Here is an 18538-nt window from a genome sequence, read left to right on the forward strand (position 1 = left end):
AGAAGCGGACGGCGGGCCCTGTCTTCCCGCCTCAGCCGTGGCCCGGTCAGGCGGGGGCGATGCCGTCGTAGTCGATCAGGAGGTGCCGGGGGCCGCGGAGCACCGGGCTCGGGCGGTACGGCGGCGGGTCGGCGACCAGCCGCGGATTGCGCACCCGGCGCACCAGCTCACCCAGCACGACCTGCGCCTCCAGCCGGGCCAGCGGCGCGCCGAAGCAGTAGTGGACGCCGCCCCCGAACCCCAGGTGCTCGTTCGGTCGGCGGCACGGGTCGAACCGGTCCGGCTCGCGGACGTGGGCCGGGTCGCGGCTGCCCGCCGCCAGCGCCAGCACGACGGGCGAGCCGGCCGGGATGGTCACGCCGCCGACGACCACGTCGTCGAGGGTGACCCGGGAGGAGACGAGCTGCACGGGCGGCTCGAAGCGCAGCAGCTCCTCGACCGTGGTGATGATCAGGTCGGGGTCGGCGCGCAGGCGTTCCAGCAGCATGGGGTCGCGCAGCACGGTGAGCATGCCGTTGGCGATGAGGTTGATCGTGGTCTCGTGCCCGGCGATGAGCAGCAGCAGGGAGGTGGCGACGACCTCCTCGGGCGTCATGCGGCCGTCCGGGCCCTCGTAGGTGACGAACCCGGACAGCATGTCGTCGCCCGGCTCCCGCCGCCGCGCCTCGGCCAGCCCGGCGAGGTAGCGTTCCAGGTTCTGCGACACCGCCTGGCGCTCGCGGGCCCGCTCGGCGCGGTTCTCCTCGCCCGGCCCGAGCGTCTCGACGATCTGGTCGGCCCAGGCGTGGAACTGCTGCTCGTCCTCGGCCGGCACGCCGAGCAGCCGGCAGATGACGGCGATCGGCAGCGGGTAGGCGACCTCGTCCACGACGTCGGCCCGGTTCTTGGCGGCCAGGGCGTCGATCAGCTCGGTGGTGGTGGCCAGCATCATCGGGCGCAGCCCGTCCACGACGCCCGGCGAGTGCGGCGGGCCGAAGTGGCGCATGGTCAGGCGGCGCAGCCGGTCGTGCTCGGGCGGGTCGAGCCTGATGAAGGCGGGCGCGTGCTCCGGCTCCTCGGGCGCGTCGGCCAGGTTGCGCCGGTCGGAGCTGACCCGCGGGTCGTGCAGCAGCTCGACGATCTCCCGGTACGTGCTGACGACGTACGAGCCGTCCGCCAGCCGCGTCACCGGGTTGCGGCGCAGCTCCCCGAGGAACGGATAGGGGTCGGGGCGGCCGGCCGGGTCGAGGATGCGCTGGAAGGCGGCGTCCGAGGTCATGTCCTGCACTCCTGTCCTGAGTTCCTGCCGGGTCAGCTCTGCGGCTCGTGCCGCAGCGAGGCGCGCCGCTCGGCCGGGTCGTGGCCGGTCACCACGACCGTCGCCCCCTCGGCCGCGACCAGCCGCTCGGGCACCCGGGCCGGTACGGGCCGCGCCTCCCCGCGCATGTCCACGTGCCGGAAGGCGGGCGGGAAGGGCGTGGCCCGCTCGATCAGCCGCTGGTAGAACTCCAGCCACATGCCCTGGTCGAAGGTGACCGCGGCGGTGATCCGGCCCCGGTAGCCGTAGACGGCGACGAAGCGGCGCTCGTCCGTCGAGCCCTGGGTGACGACGAGCTCGTCGGCGAAGGTGGGCACGCCCACCGACTTGATGTTGACCCCGAACTGGCTGGACCAGAACACCGGCACCGACAGGTGCGGCCAGCGGTGGGTCTGGTCGCTGACCATGTTGTGCGCCGCGATCTCGGCCTGGGTGACGGCGTTCCCCCAGTGCTCCAGCGTCATGAACTGGTACTGGTACAGCGGGTGCGGGAAGCGGGCGATGTCGCCGGCGACGAAGACGTCGTCGGTCACCAGGCCGTTGGTGTCCACGGCGCGGCACCCGGCGTCGCAGGCCACGCCCCACACCCCGGCGGCCAGCCCCGAGTCGAGCAGCCACTCGACGTTGCGCACCGAGCCGAGCGCGACGACGGCGACCTCGGCCTCGATCGTGCTGCCGTCCGACAGTCGGGCGCCGCGCAGCCGCCCCTGCCCGTCGCCCTCCAGCGAGGTGACCGTGGTGTTGCACCGCAGGTCCACGCCGTGCTCCCGGTGGAGCTGGGCGGCGACGTCGCCGATCACGCCGCCGAGGGCGTTGACCAGCGGGGCCGGGCCGCGTTCGACGACCGTCACGGGCAGGTCCAGCTCGCGGCAGACCGAGGCGATCTCGCTGCCGGTGAACCCGGCGCCCAGGATGAGCACCCGGTTGGGGCGGGCGGCCAGCGCCTGCCGCAGGCCGGCGGCGTCCCGCATCGAGCGCAGCGTGTGCACGCCCTCCAGCCGGGCCTCCTCCTCGTGCGGCCAGGGCCGGGCGCGGGTGCCGGTGGCCAGCAGCACCCGGTCGAAGCCGACCTCGCGGCCGTCGGCCAGCAGGACGCGCTTGCCGGCCACGTCCAGGCCGGTCGCCCGGGTGCCCCACAACCATTCGGCCTCGACCTCGCGCAGGTGGGGCAGCATGACGTGGTCGGGCGCCACCTGTCCCATGAGCACCTGCTTGGACAGCGGCGGCCGGTCGTACGGCTCGGCGGGCTCGTCGCCGATCACCGTCAGCGACCCGGTGAAGCCCTCCCGCCTGAGCACGCCGGCCGCCCGCGCCCCGGCCAGGGACGCGCCGACGATGACGATGCGCCCGTCGGTCAGCCCGCGCGCCGGCGGGCCGGGCGGCTCCGGCGTGAGCCGGGTGGCCGTCCAGTCGAGGTGGATGGCCTGGACGGGGCAGGCCGCCGCCGCCCGCAGCACGTGCTCGCGCCGCTCGTCGCCGGGATCGAGGTCGTACAGCAGGGACTCCTCGCGCATGGTGAAGACGTCGGGCGCGAGGAAGGCACACTGCCCGTACCCCTGGCAACGCGTCAGATCGACGACGACTTTCACCGGCCATCCCCCCGTCGAGCGAGCCGCGCGCCCGTTCCCCGTCGGCGCGCCCGGCCCGGGATGGCCTACCCCCGCCGCCCGCGCCCGTAGCCTGCGCGCGCCGATCCTTCCCCGCTCTTTAGGCGGTACGGACGCTCTCCAGGCAGTACGGACGCTCTCCAGGCGGTACGGACGGTCCTCAGGCGGTACGGACGCTCTTCCGGGCGGCCGGTAGGCATTTGTCAGTGATCGCCAGTAACGTTCCGCGCAACGTGGCGGCGGGAGATCCGCGCCGCGACACATTCCCATGGCTTGACGGCGTGGCTTCATGCCATGGCTGCGCGAGGAGAGGCGGCGGCAATTGGGTTGGCTGGCGGCGGGCGACGCGTACGAGGTCGCCCTGATAGAGGGCCGGGTCACGGCCAGGGCCACGTCCGGCCGCTCGGCCGGACGGCAGCTGAAGACGCTGCCGAAGGCGGTGCGCGAGCACCCCGAGGCGGACCGGCTGCGCCGCTTCGCCGAATGGCTCGACCGGCACGCCGCGTCCTGCGTGGCGCACGTGGACGCCTGGATGGTGTCCTCGCTGCCCGTGCCGACCGAGCTGATCGCCCGGGTGTGGCCGGACGAGGCGTGGCAGACGGCGCTGCGTGACGTGGCGGTCGTCGGCGACGACCCCGACGAGGTGGGCTTCCTGCGCGACGCGACCTCCTCCGGCGAGCTGCGCATGGTCAACCTCGACGGCGAGACCGTCAGGCTGGCCCCGCGCACGGTGACGCTGCCGCACCCGGTGCTCCTGCCCGACCTCGACGACCTGCGCGAGTTCGCCGCCGAGCTGGGCATCACGCAGAAGGTCGAGCAGATCCACCGGGCCATCTGGCGCAAGCCCGCCGACCAGGCCGAAGGGGCGCGCCAGGTGAAGGACTTCGCGGGCGGCACGTACGCCTCCAGGTTCGGCGTGGCGGCCCGCGCCACCCAGCTCGGCTACCGCGTCTCCGGCGGCTTCGCCACCTGCCAGGTGCGCGACGCCGGCCGGCTCACCGAGGCCGCCGTCTGGATCGGCGAGCCCTACTGGGACAGCGAGACGTCCACGGGCGATCTCACCTGGCGCGACCAGGACGGCAGGACGCTCACGCTGCGCGAGGTCGGCCCGGTCGCCTGGTCGGAAGGCATGAGGATGGCCGCCGCGCTGCACGCCGGCCGGCAGGTCGAAGAGGGGAAGAACGCATGACCGGCAACATCGGGGAGAACGCCGAGGCGCGGGAGCTGCTCGACGCCGGAGCGGTGCTGCCGCCCGGCACCGAGGGCGCGGGGGAGCGGGCCGTGCCGCTGGTCGCCCGCGCCTACCGGCACCCCGGCCTCGACGACCGGGTGATCGTGCGCCTGGTCACCGAGGAGCTGAGCGGCGCCGAGGACGCGGTGGGCGGCTTCCTCGGCCTGGTGCCTGAGGGCGAGGCCGCGATGGTCGGATTGGGCCTGCGGCGCTCGCTCGGCTTCCCCGAATGGGTGCTGGTCCACCACCCGCAGGACGGGCACCACGCCCTGGCCGTCGTGCCGGAGCTGGAGCGCGTCGCCCGGCAGGCCAGGACCAAGCCCAAGATGGCGCTCGACGCCTACCAGCGCCTGGCCGGGCAGCTCGCCGCGGCCGTCCCGCACTTCCTGCCGACCTTCTACGAGCAGGCCGCCCGCGTGTTCGCCGCGGCCGACAACGCCCAGTACGCCGGGCAGCTCTTCTCCGCCGCCCGCCGGGCCGAGGCCCAGCACGGCCTCGCCGTGGACGACGACCGGCTCGACGCGGTGTTCCTGGAGTTCGCGCTGGCCGGGGCGCTACCGGTCAAGGCGCTGTCCGGGTACGCCAAGGAGCTGACCGCCCGCCTGCCCGCCGGGGAGGCCCTGACCAGGTACGCGCGGCTGTGCGTGCGCAGGACCGCCGGCGGGCTGGCCCCCTCGGCGCAGATGGCCGCCGACATCCGCAGGCTGGCCAGGGCCGCCGGTGTGGACGCCGAGAAGGCCGAGCAGGACTACCTGGCCGAGGTGCTGGCGCTGCCGGCCGCCATGCAGGCCCCGACCGGCTGGTGGAAGTCTCACGCCCCGGCCGTCGCGGCGCTGGCCAGGCAGCGGCCGGAGCTGCGGGGCACGCTGCTGAACGCCATCCCCGACAGCCACGACCGGGAGCTGCCGGGCATCTGGCTCGACATCCTGGAGAGCGCGGGCGCGACCGCCGGCCTGCACGCCGACGTGCCCGAGGCGGAACGCCCGGCCGACGGCGCCGCCGGCTGGCTGCGCAGGTTCCTCGCCGCGCGGCAGCAGGCGTGGGGCGTCGCGCCGCGCCTGCCCGCGCTGCACGCCCTGATCGAGCGCATGGCCGACCGGCTGCGCGCCGAGCTGACCGCCACCGGCACGACGATCGCGGTCGACGACGAAGCCGACCTGATCGACCTGCTGCTGGCCCTCGGCATCCCGCTGGCCGACCCCGGCGACGGCGCCCGGCTCCGGCTGGCGCACTGGGCCGAGCACGACGACCGGCGCGACCTGCTCGCCCTGGCCGCCGACGGCCGCTTCCACACCGCCTTCCGGCGCGGCGCCGACCACCTCGACGCCGACGACGCGGGCAGGGCCACCGTCCGCGCCCTGGCCGCCTCGCCGGGCGGGCGTCCGCTGCTGGCCGAGTGGGTACGCCTGGTCGCCCGCCGTTCGGCCGCCGCCGGCCTGCCCAACCTGCCCGACGCCCTGCGCCGCCTGTCCTGGCTGCCCGGCGAGGCCCTGGCCCTGGCCGAGGACGAGGTGCGCCAGGCGGTGACCGACGCCGACGTGGCCGGGGTGCTGGCCCGCGCCCTGCGGTCCGGCGTCATCGACGAGCTGGGCTGGCCCGCCTTCGAGCAGGCCGCCACCCAGCTCGTGCCGGAGAAGGACGTCGAAGACCTCGTCGTCAGCGACGCCTGGCCCAACCTGGTCGTCGCGGGCGCCGCGCAGGCCCGGGTGCTCTCGGCCGACGGCGTCCTGCTCACCCACGACCTGCGCGTCCCCAAGGACGACACCTGGAGCGATCCCGGCTTCCACCACGTGGACGGCGAGCTGCTCGTCTACTGGGACTCCCGCGACCGTGGCAACGGGCTGCGCGGCTACTGGCACACCTCCGCCGACCGGGTGCGCGACCTGGACGGCAAGGACCGGAGCCGGGGCACGCGGCTGGACTACTACCAGGGCGACGACCCGGTCAGCCTGCCCGTGCCCGGCGGCGGCCGCACCACCGGGCACGGCCTGCTGCACGCCGGTGACACGGCCGTCCCCGACGAGCGGCCCGTGCTCACCGACGGCACGTCCTTCTGGACGTGGACCTGGTCGGAGCAGGACACCGGCTGGTACGAGTTCGACCCCGCCGGCGGCGGCGTCGGCAGGAAGTCGCTGCCCGGCTTCCTCGCCGACACCCCGTACGTCCGGCCCGCCGAGGGCTGGCTGCTGCCCGCCCCCTCCGACGAGCCCACCCCGGTCGGCGCCCCCGTGGACGGCCTGTACGGCCTGCGCGTGGTCAGGCTGCCCGACGGCTCCCACCGCGCCGAGGACCTGTCCGGGATCTCGGTGACGCTGCCGCCGGACGCCGGCGTGCCGGTGCGCGTGCTGACGTTCCCGGGCGCGGAGCGGGCCTGCGCCGTCGTGCGCGGCAGCTACCGGATCAGCCTCGTGGACGCCGACGGCGTCGTCCTGGCCGAGTACCGGACCGACGCCAAGCCGGGCGCGTTCGGCGCGGGCACGCCCATCCTGCCGCCCGAGCGCTACTGGTACTGCCTGCGCCCCCGCGACCTCGAAGGCTCGGCGACGCTGCGCCGCGCAGACCGCGAGACCGCCGCGGCCCTGCTCGAAGCGGCCACGCCCCAGGGCGCCGACCTGGCGGCGGCCGTCCGCGCGCTGCTGCCGGGCATCACCCACGAGGCGCTGGTGAAGGGCGTGGCCGGGATCGTCGGCTTCGCCGCCGCCCAGCAGGACGCGGTGCGCACCGTCGTGGCCAACCTCAACCGCGCGCTGGCCGGCGACCCGGCCGCCGAGCTGGGCCCGTCCGGCCCCGCCGACGAGCTGCTGGACGACGCGCTCAACGGCCTCGGCGACGGCCGCGGCTACCACCGCCACAACGCCGACGCCGCCTTCCGGCAGGTCCGCGCGGTGGGCGGGGCCGTGACCGCCGGACAGGACCGCCCGCAGGTGGCCAACCACCTCCGCCTGCCCGGACTGCCGGCCTCCGGCCTGCGGTGGGAGCGCCTGCTCGACCACTGCGCCGCCGTGGCGTACCGGTGCGCGGCGCCGACCACCCCGGCCGAGCACCGCGACGCGCTGGGCGTCCTGCTGGGCGAGCTGCGCGACGGCGGCCTGCCGGTCGCGGCCGGCTCGTCCCGCTGGCGCCGCATGACGGTGACGCTCCGGCGCGAGCACATGGTCGCCGCGGACGGCACCCCGGCGGCCGGCTCGCTCTCCGGCGTGCTGCCGCTGGGCGGCGGCGCGTTCGTCGCCTTCCTCGACCTGCGCGAGACGGACGTCGACGGCCTCGAATGGACGGCGCTGTGCCACGACCCCGCCGGGGTGTTCGAGGTGCCCGCGCCCTACACCGTCCGCGACTCCTCGCCCGTCGGCGGGGACCGGGAGGCGGGCTGGCTGGAGACGTTCCTCACCGAGCTGGCCGCGCGCGGCCCGGCCCCCTGGCACGAGGCCGCCGCCACGGAGTTCGCCCGGCTCACCGGGGTCTCCCAGACCGCCGCGCGGCTGGTCGTGGCCGGGTTCCCGCAGGTGGACACCTACGAGCGGACCTTCCTCGACAAGGAGGCCCGCGCGACGATCGGCGTGAAGGTGGCCGAGGCCGCCGTCGCCAAGGACGAGCTGCGCGCCCTCGGGGCGGGCGTCCGGCAGGCCGTCACGGCGGCGCTGCTGCCGGCCGACCCGGCCCGCCTGTGGACCGACGGCCCCGACGCGGCCGCCGCCGCGCGGGTCTGGAACGAGCACGTCGGGCAGCGGCTCGCCCTGCCCGAATGGCTGCTCGGCGAGGCCGCCCGCACGCTGCGCACCGCCGCGGACGACCCGGCGCAGGCCCTGCGCGCGGTGCTCGACCCCGCCGCCGCGCCCGCGCTGAGCGTGGACCTGGAGTGGGAGGTGCGCGGCGACCGCGTCCACCCCGTCGGCCAGGGCGCCGGGTTCGGCGGGCGGTCGCTGGTCACGGCCGTGGCCACGGCCGCCTGGCTGGCCCACCGGCTGCCGGCCGGGGACCCGCTGCGCGCCGGGCTGCCCGCCGCCCTGTCGGCGGTCCGCGACCGGCTCGCCCACCCCGGGCTGCTGATCGACCTCGACGAGTACGTCGGGCTGCCCGCGTTCAAGAAGGTCGCGGGCACGCCGACCGAGGTCGGCGACGGCTACGAGCGGTACGGCGCGGTCGTCATGGCCACCTACGACAGCCAGCCCTCGCCCGCGCTCCGCCCCCACCTGCTCGACGCGGCCGGTGACGACCCCTACCTGCGGGCCCTGATCGGGCTCAACGGCTCGTTCCCCGCCGTGTGCGCGCTGCGCATCGCCCTCGACCCGCGCTTCGCGGCGCTGCTGGCCGACCCCGGCGACCCCGCCCAGGGCGAGCGGGACGCCGACGGCGCCTGGTGGCCGCAGGATCCCACCCGCTCGGTGCCCGACCTGGTGGTGGACGTGGCCAAGGCGCACGGCCTGGGCGAGGACGCCGCCGCCGTCTACCTGATGCTGCTGGCCATGCCCGACCCCACCGACCGCAACACCGCCCGGTGGACCGGCTGGAAGCCGGCCCGGCTCAAGGCCGCGCGGGCCGAGCTGAGCCGCACCGACCTGGTCGTCCAGGCCGTGCGCGCCCGCGCCGGACGCTCGCTGTTCCTGACCGGCGGCTGGTCGGAGGAGCGCACGCCGCGGCTCCCGCTGGAGCAGTGGAAGCTGCCGATGTTCAGCCCGAACGCGGGCCTCGACGGCCTCCTGCTGCCCGGCGAACCCGTGGCCGACCTGTACGCCAGGGCCTGGCGGCGCGTCCAGGACGGCGACGTGCCCCGCTTCGAGCAGCTCGACGTCAGACGCGGCCGCCGCCGCTGACCCTGTCATCACCACACGAAGGACACGAAACCCATGACCCTCACCGACGAGGCGACCCCCGCCACGCAGGTGGTCTCCGCCGAGCAGCGGCACGCCACCGAACTGGCCTTCCTCGCCGCCCACGACGCCGGCCCCCGCCCGCCCGGCTGGCTGCTGACGCCGCGCGCCGTCGTGACCTTCATCTGCGGCAGCGGCGAGGAGACCCTCTCCCTGCCCGCCTCCCGCCCCGCCCGCGACGGCCTTCCCGCCAGGCTCAAGGTGGCACCCAAGTTCGTGGGCGAGCGCGCGCTGGTCGAGCGCTGCGTCGTGACGCTCGCCGGCGAGCGCGGCCTGCTGCTGGTCGGCGAGCCCGGCACGGCCAAGTCGATGTTGTCGGAGCTGCTGGCCGCGGCGGTCTGCGGCACCAGCGCGCTCACCGTCCAGGGCACCGCCGGCACCACCGAGGACGCCTTCCGCTACGGCTGGAACTACGCGCTGCTGCTGGCCCAGGGGCCGAGCCGGGGCGCGCTGGTGGACTCCCCGGTGCTGACCGCCATGCGCTCGGGGCGGGTGGCCCGGGTCGAGGAGATCACCCGCTGCCTGCCCGAGGTGCAGGACGCGCTGGTGTCCATCCTGTCCGACCGGCGGGTCAGCGTCCCCGAGCTGGCCGGGACCGGCGACGCGCAGGTGGCCGCCGTCCCCGGGTTCACGGTGATCGCCACGGCCAACCTGCGTGACCGCGGCGTGTCGGAGATGTCGGCCGCGCTCAAGCGGCGCTTCAACTTCGAGACCGTCGATCCCATCTCCGACGCGGCGGCCGAGACGTCCCTGGTGCGGCGGCAGGCCACGGCGGTCGTCCAGCGCGCCGGCGCCGGGTTCGCCGTGGACGACGCGGTGCTGGAGGCGCTGGTCACGGTCTTCCGCGACCTGCGCACCGGGCGGTCGGGCGAGGGCTGGGACGTGGAGCGGCCGGGCACCGTGATGTCCACCGCCGAGGCGGTGCAGGTGGCGGCCTCGCTCGGCGTCGCGGCGGCGTACCTGCCGGGTGGCGACGTCCTCGACCTGGTGCCCGGCCACCTGCTGGGCGTCGTGCGCAAGGACGACCCCGCCGACCACGGACGGCTGCTCGGCTACTGGGACGGGCCGGTGCGGCGGCGCGCCGAGGACGGCTCGGCCATGTGGCGCCGCCTCTGGGACCTGCGGGAGAACCTCCGTTGACGCCCCACACGCCGGACCCGGCCGCCCCCCTCCGGCACCCCGACCCAGCCGACCCGGCCGACCCGGCCGATCCGCGGGTGGCGGTGGCCGGGCTGGCCGCCGCGACCCGGCCGTACCTGGTGGGGGTGCGGCACCACAGCCCGGCCCTGGCCGTGGTGCTGCCCGAGCTGCTGGAGGCGGCCGACCCGGAGACGGTGTGCGTCGAGCTGCCCGCCGACTTCCAGCGGTGGCTGCCCCACCTGGCCGACCCGGCCACCCTCGCCCCCGTCGCCCTGGCCGGGAACGGCGCGGACGGGCTCGGCTTCTACCCGTTCGCCGACTTCTCCCCCGAGCTGGTGGCGATCCGGTGGGCGGCCAAGCGCGGCGTGGAGGTGCTGTGCTGCGACCTCCCGCTGTCGGACCCGGGCCGGCAGGCCGCCGGGCCCGAGGCCGAGGCCGGCGACGCGCCCCGCTTCGCCGACGCGCTGGCCGCCTCGGGCACCGGGCGGGCGGGCGACGACATGTGGGACCGGGCCGTCGAGGTCCTGGCGCCGGGCTGCGAGCCGGAGGCCGTCCGCCGGGCGGCGCTCGGCGTCGGCTGGGCGCTGCGGCGCGACGCGGCGGCGGGCGGGGGCGTCCAGGCCAGGGATCTGGCGCGGGAGGCGTACATGCGGCGCGTGGTGTCGGCCGCCGCCGCCGGTGGACGCCGGGTCGCCGCGGTCGTGGGCGCCTTCCACGCCCCCGCCCTGCTCGCCGCCGAGACCACCGAACCCGCCCCCGCTCCCACTGGCTCCGCTCCCACGGCCTCCGCCGGGGCGCAGGCCGTCACCTCGCTGGTTCCGTACGCCTTCGACCTGCTCGACTCCCGGTCCGGCTACCCGGCCGGGATCCGCGACCCGCGCTGGCAGCAGGCGGTGTTCGAGGCGGACGGCGTACCGGACCGGGTCAGGGACGGCGCCGCCCGCGCGATCACCGACCTGTGCCGGGAGCTGCGGGCCGCCGGGCACACGGCGGGCACCGGCGAGGCCGTCGAGACGCTGCGCCTGGCGTGCGACCTCGCCCGCCTGCGCGACCTGCCCGCACCCGGCCGCGGCGAGCTGCTGGAGGCGGTGACGACCGTCCTCGGCCAGGGCGAACCCCTGGGCCGCGGGCGCGCGCTGGCCAAGGCGCTCGACGCGGTGCTCGTCGGGACGGCCAGGGGCCGCACCGCCCCCGGCACCCCCCGCTCGGGGCTCGGCCCCGCCGTCGAGGAGGAGCTGGCCGCGCTCAGGCTGCCCTGCCCGGACGACCCCGACCCGCGCGAGGTGCGCCTCGACCCGCTCCGCTCCGACCTGGACGCGCGCCGGGAGGTGCTGCTGCGCCGGCTGGACGTGTGCGGCATCGGCTACGGCGAGCCGATCCAGGTCGCGGGCACCGGCGACGCCACCGCGCTCACCACCAAATGGCGCCTGCACTGGACGCCCGCCGTCCCCGCGCTGCTCGACCTGGCCGGCGTCCGGGGCGTGACCCCGGCCCAGGCCGCGGCGGGCACGTTGCGGGAGACCTACCGGCGCGAGTCCGCGGACGGCGGCCCCACCTGCCGCGCCGTCCTCGACGGGCTGCGCGCCGCCGCCCGCTGCGACCTGCCGGAGCTGGTCGGGCAGCGGCTGGCCGACGCCGCCGGCATGCTGCCCGCCACGGCCACCCTCCCCGAGCTGCTCGACGCCCTCGACCTGCTGGAGGCGCTGCGCCGCGAGCACCTTCCCGGCACCACGCCGGAAGGGCGCGAGCAGGCCGGCGAGCTGGCCGTCACGCTGCTGGAGGCCGCGGTCCGGTCGCTGCCCGGACTCGCCGGCAGCGACCGGCCCGAGGACGCGGTCGCGCTGGTCGCGCTCGCCACGCGGGCCGGGGAGGACCGGCTGGGCCTGCGGCTGGACGACGCGCTGGGCGCGCTCGCGAGTACCGGGGCGCCGCTCGTCCAGGGGGCCGCGCTGGCCGCCCGCGTGCTGCTCGACCTGGACGGCCCCGAGCTGCTGGGCGCGCGGGCGGCCGGCTGGATCGACACCGCCACCACCCCGGACGGCCGCCGTCGGCTGAGCCTGCTGCTGAGCGGCGTGCTCACGGCCGCCGGACCGCTGCTCCAGGCGGCGCCCGCCGCGCTCGGCCCGCTCATGGACCGGGTGGACGAGCTGGCGGACAAGGAGTTCCTCGACCGGCTGCCCGCCCTGCGCGGCGGGTTCGACACGCTCGCCCCTGCGGCGCGCGGCCGGCTGCTGGCGGCGGTGTCCGAGCGGCTCGGGGACCGTCCGGACCTGACGCTGGACGCGCCGCCCGACCTGCTGGCCGCCTGGACCGCCGCCGACCTGGCCGGCCTGACGGCCCTGCACACCCTCGGCCTCCTCCCCCCACCCGACGCCCCGGTTCCACCCGACGACCCGCCTTTGCCCGGCGCCCCGACCCCGCCCGACGCCCCGACCTCGCCCGACGACCCGGTTCCTGCGGTGTCCGGGCGACGGGTTGCGGGCGGGACGGGGATCGGCCCGGCCGACCGGTGGCGGTTGCTGCTCGGCCGGGAGCGCGAACGGCTGCCCGCGGGCGCCCGCCCGTACGCCCGCGCCCTGGACGAGCTCTACGGCGCCGGCCGCGGCGAGGGCGCCGACGACTTCGGGCAGCACGGCGACACCGGAGGCCAGGGCGACCCGTTCCCCACGGCCCGCGAATGGGCCGACGAGCTGGAGTCCCTGTTCGGCGGCGACGTACGCGAGGAAGTGCTGGCCAGAGCCGCCGACGCCGGACGGCACGACGTGCTAGCCGAGCTGGACCCCGCCGCCGTGCGGCCGTCCGTCGAGCTGCTGACGTCCGTGCTGTCCCTGGCCGGCGGGCTGCCCGAGCAGCAGGTCGCCAAGCTCAGGCCGCTCGTCCGCCGCCTGGTCGCCGAGCTGACCCGCGAGCTGGCGACCCGGCTGCGACCCGCGCTGACCGGCCTGGCCAACCCGCGTCCGACCAGAAGGCCCGGCGGCCGGCTCGACCTGCCGCGCACGCTGCGCGCCAACCTGGCCCACACCCGCCGCCTGGACGACGGACGGCTCGTGGTGGTGCCGGAACGGCCGGTGTTCAGCACGCGGGCCAGGAAGGAGGCCGACTGGCGGCTGATCCTCGTGGTCGACGTGTCGGGGTCGATGGAGGCGTCGGTCGTGTGGTCCGCGCTGACGGCCGCCGTCCTCGCGGGCGTGCCGACGCTCTCGACGCACTTCCTGACGTTCTCCACCCAGGTGATCGACCTGACCGACCGGGTGGAGGACCCGCTGTCCCTGCTGCTCGAAGTGCGGGTCGGCGGCGGCACGCACATCGCCGCCGGGCTCGCGCACGCCCGGACGCTGGTCACCGTGCCGAGCCGTACGCTCGTGGTCGTCGTCAGCGACTTCGAGGAGGGCTACCCGGTGGGCGGCCTGCTCGCCGAGGTGCGCTCGCTGGCCGGGTCCGGCGTCCACCTGCTGGGCTGCGCGGCGCTCGACGACCAGGGCGTGCCCCGTTACTCGCTGCCCATCGCCCAGCAGCTCGTCGCGGCCGGCATGCCGGTCGCCGCGCTCAGCCCGCTCGCCCTCGCCCGCTGGGTGGGGGACCGCCTCCGGGGAGAAGTCCGGTGAACACCTCTGCAACGCTCCCGCCCGCCGCGCCGCACGTGGTGGCCGCCGCCGTCGACGGCCTGACCGGCAGGTTGCGCAAGAAGCTGGACGCGGCCGTCGACCAGTACGCCGCCCTCGACCGGGTGGCCGACGGCGCCGACGTGGTGGTCACGTGCGGCGAGGACGCGGTGGTCACGCTGTCGCCGGGGGCGTCGGGGGTGATCGCGGAGGAGGGGCAGGCCCGCTGCTCCTGCCTCCTCGCCCCCCGCTGCCTCCACCGCGCCGCCGTCCTCACCGCCTGCCCCCTGGCCGACCCCCTGCCCTTGGACGGCGAGCCGGCCCCACCCCCCTCACCCCCGAGCCAACCGGACACACCCCCCACCGACGGACATCCCGCCCACCCGGCCGCAGCCCTCGACGGGCGACCGGCCACCGGCCAGGCGGGTGCCGCGTCGGGGCCCGGCTCAGGGGCCGGGCAGGCGGGCGCGGCGTCAGGGTCCGGCTCAGGGGCCGGGCAGGCGGGTGCCGGATCGGGGCGGGGCTCGGAGGAGGAGGGCGTTCCGGTTGCGGTGGTGCCCGGGGCGGCGCAGGTGGCGGCGGCTGCTGGGTTGTGGCGGGCGGCGGCGGCCGTGCTGTCGGCGGGGGTGCCGGGCGCGGGCGCGGTGCCGCAGGCCGAGCTGCTCAGAGCCGCTCACACCGCCCGCCTGGCCGGGCTGCCCAAGGCCGAGGCCGCCACGCTGCGGGTGGTGCGCGGGCTGCGCGCCGCCCGTGCCCGGTACGACAGCCACCGCCTCGCCGACCTGGTCTCCGCCCTGCGGGAGCTGCTGCTCACCGTGGGCCGGCTGGCGGCGTCCGATCCCGACCCGGCGCTGGTCGGCACCGTACGGCGCGGCTACCGTCCGAACGGCGGCCTGAAGGTGTACGGCGTCTTCCGCGAGCCGGTGATCAGCAGCACCGGCTACGGCGGGGTGGTCACCCACCTCGTCACCGACGACGGACGCTGGTTCTCGGTCGCCGACGTCAAGCCCGGCGGCGCCGCCCGCGCCCGTGGCGCGGCCACCGCGACCGTCGCCATCGGGGCGGCCATGATGAGCCACGCGCAACTGGCCCGCGGCGGACTGCTGATCGCCGGGGCCACCGTCTCCCCGGACGGCCGCCTCGGCGCGGGCAAGGGCGTACGGGCCACCCCGGTCGCCGGCCTGTCCTGGACGGACGGGCCGCTCGGCGCGCTGTTCACCCGGCCGCTGTCCGAAGCGGTGGGGGCCCGGCTGTCGGCGGGGGCGTGGAGCGAGGAGGAGTCGGCCGAGCAGGTACGGGAGCCGGTCGGCTGCGACCTGGTGATCGTCGGCGCGGCGGGCGACCACGTCCTGGCCCGCCACCTCCCGCCCGCCACCCCACCGCAACCGGCCGAACCCGGAGGAGCGGCGGAAACACCGCAACCGGCGGAGGCCGGGGGAGCGGTGGGAACAGCGCGAGCGGCGGAGGCCGGGGGAGCGGTGGGAACAGAGGGCGGCGGTGAGGGGCCGGTGGTCCGGCTGGTTCCGGCGAACCGTCATCCCGATCTCGCGTACGTCGAGAACCTGCGGCGGCTCGCCTCGCGGCCCGGCCTGCGGGTGCGCGTGGTGGCCAGGGTGGAGCCCGGCCGGGCGGCGACGCTCGTCCCGCTCGCCGTGGGGCCGGTCGCGGGCGAGGAGGCGACGCTCAGGCTGCCCCCGGAGTGGCAGGGCCGGGCCGACCTCGGCTACGACCGCCTCCAGGGCTCCCACCTGCCACCCGCCGACGCCTGCCCCCCGCCCGCCGACGCCTGCACCTCGCCCGGCCAGGACGCGTACGCCCAGGCGGACCCGCTGGACGGCGCGCCGCTCTGGCGGGTGCGCCGGCTGATCGAGCTGGCCGTCTCCGGCGGACGCAGGGCGGTCGCCGAGTCCGCGCGCGGCGGCGACGCCCGGGGGCAGGCCGCATCCCTGCGCCGCGCCGGGTTCCGCACGGCCGCCGACCTGGCCATGGCGCTCGCCGACGAGGCCGACCGGCGGGAACGCGACGTGTTCGGCAGGCTGGCCGAGGCCGGACCGGACGGGTACGCACGGGCCTGGCTCGCGGCGGCCACCCACCTGGCCGCCACCGAACGCGCCCTCGTCCGCGCCTCCTGGCAGGCCACCCCCTGACGAACCGGCGACCGGCCCACTCCCTCAGGACGCGGGCCGGTTGGTCAGCTGGGGTGGCGGGTCACTGGGAGGGGGACGCCGGTTGCCGCCTCCCGGGCCGTGACGGTGAAGGTCAGGCCGGCGTCCACGCCGAACGTCACCTCGATCCGCGGCTCCCCGCGCCGGGCGGCGGGGATGCCGCCCACCATGTACGTCCCCAGCACCGCGTTGAGCGCGGCCGTGGCCTGCTCGCCCTCGAAGACCTCGACCCGCAGGGTCGACTGGTCGTCGGCGGTGGTGGTGAACGTGACCGTCCGCTCGACCGGGACCGGGCTGTCGCGCTCGATGACCTTCCGCAGCACACCGCCCTTGCCCCGCAGGCCGAGCGTCACCGGGATCAGGTCCGCCTTGAGCACGCTCGCCTGCCGCGCCGCGCCGATGGAGGCGACCTCCTCGGGGCTCAGCCCCATGAGCGGGGGCATGCCGCCGGACAGCTCGGTGACCAGCGCCGTCACGGCGGGCATCCGGCTCGCGCCCCCGGCCAGCACCACGTGCGCGAGGTCGGTCACCTTGAGGCCGGAGTCCTGGAGCGCGCCCCGGAACGGCCCCCGCAGCCGGCCGAGCAGGTCGGCGGTCAGGCTCTGGAACTCCCGCCGGGTCAGCGTCGTGTCCAGGTGGAGCGGGCCTTGCCGGCCCGCGGTGAGGTAGGGCAGGTTGACGTGCGCCTGCCGCGCGGCGGTCAGCTCGATCTTCGCCCGCTCCGCGGCCTCGCGCAGCCGCTGCAGCGCCATCCTGTCGCCGGTCAGGTCGACGCCGTGGCTCTCCCTGAACCGTCTGGCCAGCTCGTCCACGATCCGCTGGTCCCAGTCGTCGCCGCCGAGCCGGATGTCACCGTGGGTCGCCAGCACCTCGATGTAACCGTCCCCGATGTGCAGCACGGACACGTCGTAGCTGCGCCCGCCGAGGTCGAAGACCAGGATCGAGCGGTTCTCCTCCGCGTCGAGCCCGTACGCCAGCGCCGCCGCGGTGGGCTCGTTGATCAGGCGCAGCACGTTGAGCCCGGCCAGCGTGCCGGCCTCGGTGACGGCCTGGCGCTGGGCGTCGTCGAAGTAGGCCGGGACGGTGATCACCGCGTCGGTGACCCGCTCGCCGAGGTACGCCTCGGCGTCCTGCTTCAGCCTGCCCAGCACGAGCGCGCCTATCCGGGGCGCGGAGTACCGTGAGCCGTCGATCGCCACCGACCACTCGGTGCCCAGTTCCAGGACGATCGAGCGCACGGTCCGTTCCGGGTTGGTGACGGTCTGCCGCTTGGCGGCCTCCCCGACGACGACCTCGCCGTCCTTGGCGAAGGCCACCACAGACGGCGTGGCCCGCGTGCCCTCGGAGCCGGGGATGACGACCGGCTCGCCGCCCTCGACGACCGTGACGACGGAGTTGGCCGCGCCGAAGCAGATGCCGACCGCCCGGCCCGTCCGGCGGGCGGCCCCGGCCAGGTGGATCCCCGGCGGCGGGGCGGGGGCGGCCCGGGGCGGCGTCCGGGGCGGCGCCGGCCTGTTGCGCACGAACGGCAGCTCGTCGGCCGCGCCGGCCTGGCTGTACTCGGGCAGCGGCAGCCGCCGGTCGAGCAGGCGGTAGCGCAGCGCGCGGGTGACGTCCCCGATGGACAGGTCGGCGGGCCCGGCGGGAACACCGTCCTGGAGGATCCTGAGCAGCTCGCCGGTGAAGGCGGTGTGGCGCTCGCCGGGTGGCGCGAGCGACAGGGTGTCCCTGGCCGAGGAGGTCAGGACGTACGCGCTGGTCGTGTCGATCAGCCCGCGCAGGGCCGGCCCGCTCATCCCGTGCGCCATGCCGCTGTAGCAGCAGTCGAGCACTACGACGGCGCGGGGCGCGCGGCGCTCGCGGATGATCTCCCGGATGACGGAGAACCGCACGCCGCCGATGCGCAGCCGGTCGGGACGGGTGGTGGCGATCGGCAGCAGCAGGTCGTTCTCGGTCTTCTCGCCGTGGCCGGAGTAGTAGATGAAGACGGTGTCGGCGGCCTCGGTCGCCGCGTCGTGGATGAGGTCGAGGACGTGGTCGGAGCTGGCCGGGTCGATGAGCTGCGCGCAGTGGTCGCGCCGCAGCCCCCACGAGCGCGGCCCGGTGAGCACCTCGGCCAGGTCCGTGACGTTGGCCCGCACCGCCGGCAGGGCCGGCCACATGACCTGGTCGGTGTACGTCGTCGTGCCGACGAGGACGGCCCGGCAGCGGGCCGGGTCGGGCCAGGGGCTCATGGGGCGGGAGGCTCCAGCATCTCGGCCAGCCGCCGGGCCACCTCCATCACCTTCGCCGGGTCCTTGGCCGCCTCCACGGTCAGCTCCAGCGTGCGCTCGCCATGGCTGACCTTGACCGTGAAGCTGTGACGCCGCGTCCTGAGCCACCCGGCCAGCGCCTGGACGATCGAGACTCCCAGCCCGCCGGACACGGCCGAGGCCGTCAGCATGAGGGCGTCGGCGGCGCCGTTCATCGACCCGGGCTCGGGCGGGCCGGGCAGCGGCCGGATCTCCATGCCCCGGAAGGCGCTGTCGCCGCGGAGCTGGCGCTCCAGGGAGGAGAGGGCGGGGGCGGTCGGCGTCTCGCCGTCGAGGCGGACGATTACCTGCATGCCAGAAGTGTGGCCCGCCCCCT

At 76.6% G+C, this 18538-nt stretch carries 9 protein-coding genes; 5 read left to right on the forward strand and 4 right to left on the reverse strand.

Translation table 11 applies throughout. The features are described 5' to 3' along the window. Positions 1 to 46 precede the first annotated feature (46 nt). A complete protein-coding gene (locus ACIBST_RS10680) occupies positions 47 to 1258 on the reverse strand; it encodes a cytochrome P450 (protein ID WP_397170785.1) in 1212 nt (403 codons plus the stop codon). Positions 1259 to 1290: 32 nt separating this feature from the next. Continuing rightward, positions 1291 to 2886 carry an FAD-dependent oxidoreductase gene (locus ACIBST_RS10685; protein ID WP_397170786.1) on the reverse strand — a complete coding sequence of 532 codons (1596 nt, stop codon included), beginning with the start codon at positions 2884 to 2886 and terminating at the stop codon, positions 1291 to 1293. A 307-nt stretch (positions 2887 to 3193) separates the two neighbouring features. Between ACIBST_RS10685 and ACIBST_RS10690 the strand changes: the two genes are divergently transcribed. From ACIBST_RS10690 to ACIBST_RS10710, 5 genes are read left to right on the forward strand one after another with little or no spacing between them, the layout of a single operon-like run. Beyond that, on the forward strand, positions 3194 to 4093 hold the full coding sequence (locus ACIBST_RS10690) for a DUF4132 domain-containing protein (RefSeq protein WP_397170787.1): 900 nt from the start codon (positions 3194 to 3196) through the stop codon (positions 4091 to 4093). Beyond that, entirely contained in the window at positions 4090 to 8946 is a 4857-nt protein-coding gene (locus ACIBST_RS10695) for a DNA-binding protein (protein ID WP_397170788.1), read from the forward strand. The genes ACIBST_RS10690 and ACIBST_RS10695 overlap by 4 nt, the downstream gene beginning before the upstream one ends. A 33-nt stretch (positions 8947 to 8979) precedes the next feature. Further along, entirely contained in the window at positions 8980 to 10143 is a 1164-nt protein-coding gene (locus ACIBST_RS10700; protein ID WP_397170790.1) for an AAA family ATPase, read from the forward strand. Then, complete coding sequence (locus ACIBST_RS10705) at positions 10140 to 13748, forward strand: DUF5682 family protein (protein WP_397170792.1); 3609 nt, start codon at positions 10140 to 10142, stop codon at positions 13746 to 13748. Before ACIBST_RS10700 ends, ACIBST_RS10705 begins: the two co-directional genes overlap by 4 nt. After that, positions 13745 to 15892, forward strand: a complete 2148-nt coding sequence (locus ACIBST_RS10710) for a hypothetical protein (RefSeq protein ID WP_397170794.1) — start codon at positions 13745 to 13747, stop codon at positions 15890 to 15892. Before ACIBST_RS10705 ends, ACIBST_RS10710 begins: the two co-directional genes overlap by 4 nt. A 44-nt stretch (positions 15893 to 15936) precedes the next feature. Here the strand turns inward: ACIBST_RS10710 and ACIBST_RS10715 are convergent, their stop codons facing one another. Beyond that, on the reverse strand, positions 15937 to 18144 hold the full coding sequence (locus ACIBST_RS10715; protein WP_397170795.1) for an Hsp70 family protein: 2208 nt from the start codon (positions 18142 to 18144) through the stop codon (positions 15937 to 15939). After that, entirely contained in the window at positions 18141 to 18515 is a 375-nt protein-coding gene (locus ACIBST_RS10720) for a hypothetical protein (protein ID WP_397170796.1), read from the reverse strand. The genes ACIBST_RS10715 and ACIBST_RS10720 overlap by 4 nt, the downstream gene beginning before the upstream one ends. Positions 18516 to 18538: the final 23 nt, after the last annotated feature.

Origin of the sequence: Nonomuraea sp. NPDC049684 (genome assembly GCF_044465345.1) — a bacterium.
Taxonomy (GTDB): domain Bacteria; phylum Actinomycetota; class Actinomycetes; order Streptosporangiales; family Streptosporangiaceae; genus Nonomuraea.

Excerpts from the sequence above, each read along its gene's own strand:
- ACIBST_RS10720 (WP_397170796.1), bottom strand. The coding sequence starts at position 18,515 with ATGCAGGTAATCGTCCGCCTCGACGGCGAGACGCCGACCGCCCCCGCC.
- ACIBST_RS10690 (WP_397170787.1), top strand. The coding sequence starts at position 3,194 with ATGCCATGGCTGCGCGAGGAGAGGCGGCGGCAATTGGGTTGGCTGGCG.
- ACIBST_RS10700 (WP_397170790.1), top strand. The coding sequence starts at position 8,980 with ATGACCCTCACCGACGAGGCGACCCCCGCCACGCAGGTGGTCTCCGCC.
- ACIBST_RS10680 (WP_397170785.1), bottom strand. The coding sequence starts at position 1,258 with ATGACCTCGGACGCCGCCTTCCAGCGCATCCTCGACCCGGCCGGCCGC.
- ACIBST_RS10715 (WP_397170795.1), bottom strand. The coding sequence starts at position 18,144 with ATGAGCCCCTGGCCCGACCCGGCCCGCTGCCGGGCCGTCCTCGTCGGC.
- ACIBST_RS10695 (WP_397170788.1), top strand. The coding sequence starts at position 4,090 with ATGACCGGCAACATCGGGGAGAACGCCGAGGCGCGGGAGCTGCTCGAC.